General features: G+C 45.0%; 7 protein-coding genes and 1 pseudogene. 7 read left to right on the top strand and 1 reads right to left on the bottom strand.

Annotation, left to right across the window (positions count from 1 at the left end):
* On the bottom strand, nt 1-248 hold a 248-nt coding region (locus MMG03_RS13625), incomplete at its 3' end, for a transposase family protein (protein ID WP_249505554.1).
* Between the two features lie 230 nt (nt 249-478).
* On the opposite strand from MMG03_RS13625, the gene MMG03_RS13620 reads away from it, so the two are divergent.
* The 7 genes and pseudogenes from MMG03_RS13620 (at nt 479) to MMG03_RS13595 (ending at nt 6,429) form a co-directional block, all read left to right on the top strand.
* On the top strand, nt 479-961 hold the full coding sequence (locus MMG03_RS13620; RefSeq protein ID WP_249506519.1) for a hypothetical protein: 483 nt from the start codon (nt 479-481) through the stop codon (nt 959-961).
* 147 nt (nt 962-1,108) lie between these two features.
* Nucleotides 1,109-1,453, top strand: a pseudogene (locus MMG03_RS13615) (NAD-dependent epimerase/dehydratase family protein); the annotation flags it as partial.
* A gap of 150 nt (nt 1,454-1,603) precedes the next feature.
* Complete coding sequence (locus MMG03_RS13610; RefSeq protein ID WP_249506517.1) at nt 1,604-2,590, top strand: virulence RhuM family protein; 987 nt, start codon at nt 1,604-1,606, stop codon at nt 2,588-2,590.
* A gap of 174 nt (nt 2,591-2,764) precedes the next feature.
* Nucleotides 2,765-2,890 carry a hypothetical protein gene (locus tag MMG03_RS15925; protein ID WP_263859331.1) on the top strand — a complete coding sequence of 42 codons (126 nt, stop codon included), beginning with the start codon at nt 2,765-2,767 and terminating at the stop codon, nt 2,888-2,890.
* Nucleotides 2,891-2,918: 28 nt separating this feature from the next.
* Nucleotides 2,919-3,581: a hypothetical protein gene (locus MMG03_RS13605; RefSeq protein ID WP_249506516.1), complete on the top strand. Its 663-nt coding sequence runs from the start codon at nt 2,919-2,921 to the stop codon at nt 3,579-3,581.
* A 384-nt stretch (nt 3,582-3,965) separates the two neighbouring features.
* The gene (locus tag MMG03_RS13600; RefSeq protein ID WP_073161277.1) at nt 3,966-4,184 is read left to right on the top strand and encodes a hypothetical protein; all 219 of its coding nucleotides are present in this window, start codon (nt 3,966-3,968) and stop codon (nt 4,182-4,184) included.
* A gap of 370 nt (nt 4,185-4,554) precedes the next feature.
* Complete coding sequence (locus tag MMG03_RS13595) at nt 4,555-6,429, top strand: S8 family serine peptidase (RefSeq protein WP_249506515.1); 1,875 nt, start codon at nt 4,555-4,557, stop codon at nt 6,427-6,429.
* Nucleotides 6,430-6,505 lie beyond the last annotated feature (76 nt).

Raw genomic sequence — 6,505 nt, 5'->3', positions numbered from 1 at the left:
CACTTCCTGCACTTCACCCTGTAGGTGTCCATCTTGATGAAGCCCATTTTCGTGCCGAGATCGAGCGTCCGCCATACCCTCTGTTCCCGGCCGTTGTCGTAGAGTTTCCCTTTTCGCCCGCAACAGCCGCACCTGCTGGCGTTGCCCTTGGTGAGTCTTACCGTGATGGTGACCGTGGTATCGGTTTGTTCCTGCTTGACGACTGAACAGCCGTTGACATTGAAGATGGATTTGTATAATTTTGACATGGGCTTTTTCTTCTGTTTTTTTTGGCGATTAAATTTTAGAAAATAGCCCATTTTTTGTTTAATTTAGGCGAAAGTCAACAAAAAAGGGTGGCGAAGCCACCCACACATGTTGATGAAGAGCCTATTTTCGGAGAGCGGTAGCGTCTGATAGTTTTAAACAAAATGATCCTTATGAATGTTGCAAAATATTTCAGCCTAATTCAATAAAAGTTTTCTTTGGTCAGCAGGAATTGAAAGATCTAGCTGGTCCTGTGTCAATTTGTTGTAATGATGATGTTTTGAAAAGCTATATAATGTGCTTTTCGACGATTAGATTTGATTCGCAAAAGCAGTACGCTTCTTTGGATGATTTGAAACGGAATGTATTGTTTTCAGAAAAAATGATTAATTATGGCGAACATGCGGTTGCGATTCCGCGTATGGAATTATTTGTTGAAAGATTGGAAAAGGCAGCCCTGAAAGAGGGTTATTGCCTTACCAAAAAAACCGTGAATTATTACGATTTCGCCAAGGATAACGTTTTGGAAGAATACCCCAAAAATGCGTTCCGAAAAAGAAGAGAGTTCTCGTATCAAAGAGAGTTTCGCTTCTTGTTGCGAAAAAGGGACGTTGTTGTTGAGCATGTAACTCTTGAAGTTGGTGATTTGTCTGATATTGCTCAATCTTGCAAGTCGGCTGATTTAAATGGATTGCTTAAAATTAATGTTGGGTAGTGTTTTGTCTCCTGCATCTGCGTTAGGGATCGAAGCCCGAAGGGCCGGGAGGGCCGCTGGTGTCCCGCGCTCGGCCCTCTAGGCGGAAAAATTACGGCGTGATGCCGCAATTTTGTGCCACGAGAGCCCGGCCCCGGCCTTGGCCGGGGAACGCCCCGACATGACCCGATGCTTTTTGCCCGCGCCATTTCGAAGGGCGAGCCCATCAAGGTGTTCAACAACGGTGACATGATTCGCGACTTCACCTACATCGACGACATCGCGGAAGGCTGCGTGCATGCGCTCGACCATATGCCTGTCGCTGCGGAATGCCCGAACGGCGTGCCCGCAAAGAAGGAATTCCTGCTGATGCAGCCGGGCGATGTTTACCAGACGAACGCCGACACCGCGAAACTCGAGGCGGAATGCGGCTACAAGCCCTACTGGAGCCTTCACGACGGCATCGCCGAATTCATGAAGTGGTACAAGAGTGACAAGAATCCGTTGAGGTAGGGCTGTTGCTGGATGCGGGGCGCAAGATGCCCGCGGGGTCGCCGGCGCGCCCCCGCGAAATATTTTTCAAAAAATGCGCGGGGGTATTGACAACCGTCCTGCGTTTGTGTACATTTGATAGTGAACAAATGTATAGGCTTTTGGAACGATATGAACGAAGAGATTGTAATTTTCAGGACCAATGACGAGTCCATCAATGTGGAGGTCCGTTTCGAGGGCGAGACGGCCTGGCTTACGCAGGACCAGATGTCCGTGCTGTTTAGCAAGTCTAAATCGACCATAAACGAGCATATAAAGAACATTTTCCAGGAAGGTGAACTGGTTGAATCGCAGGTGATGAGAAAATTCGGAAATTCCGAATTTACGCATAATTTGACGAAAATGACCAATTTTTACAACCTTGACGTCATTATTTCTGTCGGTTACCGCGTAAAGTCCCTGCGAGGCACCCAGTTCAGGCAGTGGGCCACGAAACGCCTCAAGGAGTATATTGTCAAGGGCTTTACGATGGACGATGAACGCCTGAAAAATCTTGGCGGAGGCAGCTACTGGCAAGAACTTCTGGCGCGGATTCGCGACATCCGTGCCAGCGAGAAGGTGTTCTACCGACAGGTTCTCGACATTTACGCGACGAGTATTGACTATGACCCCAAGGCGGATACATCGGTTCTGTTCTTCAAGAAGGTGCAGAACAAGATGCATTTTGCCGTGCACGGGCAGACTGCGGCGGAGGTCATCTATAGCCGCGCAGATGCCGAAAAGGTTTTTATGGGACTTACGACTTTTTCTGGGGATAAGCCGACTCTTCAAGAGGCGTTGATTGCCAAAAATTATCTGGATGAAAGGGAATTGCGAGCCATGGGGCAAATCGTTTCAGGTTATCTGGACTTCGCAGAGCGCAAGGCCGAACGCCATGAACCGATGACTATGGCGGACTGGTCAAAGCATTTGGATCAAATCCTGACGGCTGGTGGCGAACATTTGCTTAAAGGCAATGGCTCTATTTCCCATGAACAGGCGGTCGAAAAGGCTACCGGTGAATATCGCAAATACCAGCAAAAGACGCTCTCGTCTGTAGAAAAGGCTTTCTTGGATTCTATCAAGACGATCGAGAAAAAGACTTCAAAAAAAACTTGAGCAGGGTAAAAACTTTATTGACAAATTGCCTGGTTGCAGGAATTAGAGAACAGGTAATTGTATGAACTACGATTTCTCCGTTTTAAGCGATATTGATTTTGAACAAACGGTCAAGAAAAACTCTATAATGGGATAGCCCGTCGCAATGTAAACTTACAGGAGGTTGCGTTAGGGATGGAAGCCCGAAGGGCCGGGGAACGCGACTTTAGATCCTTGCTCCGCATTGGCTTCCCGTTGTCCGCATGGACGAGCAGCGGAATGTTCTGGTCAGGACAATGCTTCTGGATTGTTTCTTCTTAGTTGTTTTACTTGGTTGATTTCGTTGATTATGAGCTTGAAAGACAAGGATGTTGCCAAACCAAAGTATCGAGATGTTTCTGGAGATATTATATCCAATGAAACTCTTGAAACTGAACATAGAGCTGTTTTACAATCAGACAATTATGGTCCTGAAAATGATCTGATAACGAGGTGCTTGAAAAGGTTCCCTTTAAATACAGATCCTGAAATTGTAGCCATGAAAATTGGCTTGATTGATATAACGAATTCAACGCATCTTTCTCAGCACAAAAGTAAAATCAGTATGGTTGAGTTGGCCGAGATTATTTCAAAGATTGAACATGTTGATAAAAGATTAAAGGCTGGCGATCCTGAAATTGTGAATGAAATTGCTCGTTGCAATGGAAAGGTAAATCTATTTTCATTTGCTTCAAAGTATTGCTGTTATCACAATTGCAATTTGTACGGGCGAGACGATTATTCAATTTTAGATACGATTCTTAAAGATTACTTGCCTCGGTATTTTCCGGAGATAAAGAAGAATACAATTCAAAAGTGGCAAGACGGATTTGATTATATAGAATATAACGATTTTATAACTCGGAAATTGAATGAATTAAAAATTACGATAGAGTTTAGAAAACGAAAATTTGATCATTTTGTATGGTATAAAAATAGGGTGGTGATTGACACAAAACTGTCAAAATTGTAAGTTATATTTAATTCCGTAATTCATTAATCCTTGCGACAGTCGATATAGACTTGCAAAAGTCCGTACGTGCATTCGCGGCAGGGCTCATTAACCATCTGGTTGATGTTGTTGGATAGCTGGCAGGAACACGACCTGCTCATTATGTAAGCCAGGGAATACCCCTGCCAACAACGATGCTGGAACATCTCTATAATCAAAAGAATGCTATCTTACGGAAATGATTATGAGCTGGTGGTCAAGAACCATCAGCTTTTCGTTTTTAGCTGTGTTGACAGAATATGAAATCGTGCAAACAACTGTTTGCAAAATGATCAACCCTAATTTGTATCCCTTGACGCGGCAGGGTTAGTGATTCTAGATTTGCTTTTAGAAAAAGAGGTACTTATGGCTCGTGAAATACGAGAAACCCCGATCTTGTTCGGTGAGGATGCTCGCCGTTTCTTAGCCCGTATGCAGGAAAAACGCACCGAGTCTCCAGAAGCTCGCGCTAGACGCTTACGGAATTACGAAATCATGTGTAAAGCGTATGAGGAGGGAATGCGTGAAAAACGCGCCCGCGAAGAAGCAAATGGAGGTGTTGATCCTTGTTTCAGACAGGTGTGATTGTCCCTAAATTTCTAAAACTTAAATCTTCGGAAACTCTTAAAGCATTTGATTGTGGCGATGCTGATTTGAATGACTTCATTTTAAATCAGTCGGCTCCATTTGCTAAATCATTGTAGATTCCTTACTGTAGATGCGTATTTGGCTGCGATTCCATTCTACCAAAAGAATGGGTTTGATTTCTTGAGTCGCATTAAAAATCATTTACAAGCATTTTGCTGTACATGTATGACAAATTAACTGCATCTGTATTGCAGATTTTTTGCTCGTACAAAATTTTACCGAAATTTATGACAAACTATTTTATATTTCACCAACGATCGTATTAACGGTCGTAAAACTGTTGCGTAGGGAAAATGAAGAGGAAAAGATGAAAAAAAAGACACTGTGCGTCATGACGACGGCGCTGGCCTGCGTAACTGCAGGTGCAGCGACTAATTATGACCTTCTTGGCCGTAAGGCTAGCAAGATGAATTCACCCATGGTCTACAAGGATGCAGACCACATGGCTATCAAGAAAAATGGCCTTGGTGGCGACAACCTGCAGGCTGCATCTGTAGCTGTTAAGACTGCGTACCGAGCCGAATTCGACGAAGGTATTTACAATCATGATCGTGGATCTGATGGTCTCCCTACGAAGAATTTCATCACGTACCAGACCTACTACAATACCAATTGCTACTCCCTTTATCATACTCCTAACGCCAGGTATTATTTCGGGTGGAGCCAGTACGATCAAACTCCCGTCATATACAATTTCTCCACTACCCCCTATACGGTTAATGGTGCAAAGACGGCTACGGGCTACGATGTCAGTTTCTCCAAGACCAATTCCGACAAGCTTACGATTGTGGGGATTTCTTCTTCCTACAATGACTATGTTTACTTGCAGTTCAAGAACTTCGATGAAGTGCCGTACAGCCAGAGCGGAAAGGCCTTCCCTTACGAGAATCTGAAATACAACTATTATAACTTTAGTGACGATTATGTCGGCATCTATGTAGATACCAAGGCTTACCCGGCCTGGTTGAAGGATCAGACTCCCTCGAAGTTCTTCTTGCTGGAAGGCAGTGTTTTGGATAATATCACTTGCCAGGCTCATGTACCCACCCCGAATGACGAATACAACGCCACTCTCCTGAATTACGCTATGCCGGGTCAGGATAAGGGGGCTTACACTTTTATTCACAACTCCAAGTGCGAAAAGAGCCCGTATCCCGAAAATCCGTCTAGCCGTGACCCCCAGATTTACATGGGTGTTCATGCTGCCGAAGATACTCCCACCGATAAGTATACCGAAGAGACCCGGGAGCTGGATAATTACATCTACGAAAACCACATGCTTGAAATCGTGGGTGCCGGTAACTACAAGAACAATAGAAAGGGCCTGATGAATGCCAAGGCTTATGCCGCCAACGCAATCACCGTCGGTTCTGTAGATACCAAGAATGCCATGGGTTTCTTCTCGGCCTGGGCCAACGCCCCGTACACCAACGCTGGCAAGACCGTAAGGGGCCAGAAGCCCGAAATTGCGAACTACACGGACTTTAGCTTCTTCGATAAGTCCAAGCGCAAGACCGATGTCAAGACCTACTCCAAGGGTGATTCCGTCTACACCAAGTACGAGGTTATGGATGGAACTATGGGTGCTACGGCTTATACCGCCAACATGATGGCCAATCTCATTAGGAGACAGCCTTTCATGCGTTACCATCCCGAAATGGCCAAGGCTCGACTCCTGACTTCCAGCATCCTGAAAATCAACGATGAAAACAAGAGCGGTGCCGTAGGCATTCCTTACTATCCGGCTCTCATGGGCTCTGAATACATTAACGAACCTGGTTATGAACATTACATCAATAAGTCTAACTACTGGTATGGCGATATCAATAGGATGTTCACAAAGGTTAGCGGCAAGAATCAGTACGAACTGTTCATCCCCTTTACTGTAAAGCCGGGATATAAGTATCGTGCCGCCATTTCTTGGCTCTCTTCTGGTGACGATATTGCAACGTATAACCGCGTTCCCCAGGACTTCGACCTGTTCCTGGTTGACAACTCGGGCAAGACTCTTGCCAGTGCCTCCAATAACGGCGCAACTCCTTATGAACTGTTGAGCTACACGGCTACCCAGGAACAGACCGTCAAGGTCAAGATTCTTCTTTACGAAGATATCAATGGTGAAGGTCATCCCCGTCATCACAAGATTAAGCTTGGCTTCAACTTCCTTGAATATAAGGAATAGATGCGGTTCCGTTTCGTAAGGTTCTGACGAATAAAACTTGACCTGCCATTAGATGGCGGGTCATTTTTTTTGATTA

It is taken from the genome of Fibrobacter sp. HC4 (genome assembly GCF_023373925.1).
GTDB lineage: Bacteria > Fibrobacterota > Fibrobacteria > Fibrobacterales > Fibrobacteraceae > Fibrobacter.
This window is presented reverse-complemented; position numbering and strand designations above follow the sequence as displayed.

Bases quoted from the DNA above. Each gene is read 5' to 3' on its own strand.
- MMG03_RS13610 (WP_249506517.1), top strand. From the start codon at position 1,604: ATGAACGAAGAGATTGTAATTTTCAGGACCAATGACGAGTCCATCAAT.
- MMG03_RS15925 (WP_263859331.1), top strand. From the start codon at position 2,765: ATGGAAGCCCGAAGGGCCGGGGAACGCGACTTTAGATCCTTGCTCCGC.
- MMG03_RS13605 (WP_249506516.1), top strand. From the start codon at position 2,919: ATGAGCTTGAAAGACAAGGATGTTGCCAAACCAAAGTATCGAGATGTT.
- MMG03_RS13600 (WP_073161277.1), top strand. From the start codon at position 3,966: ATGGCTCGTGAAATACGAGAAACCCCGATCTTGTTCGGTGAGGATGCT.
- MMG03_RS13595 (WP_249506515.1), top strand. From the start codon at position 4,555: ATGAAAAAAAAGACACTGTGCGTCATGACGACGGCGCTGGCCTGCGTA.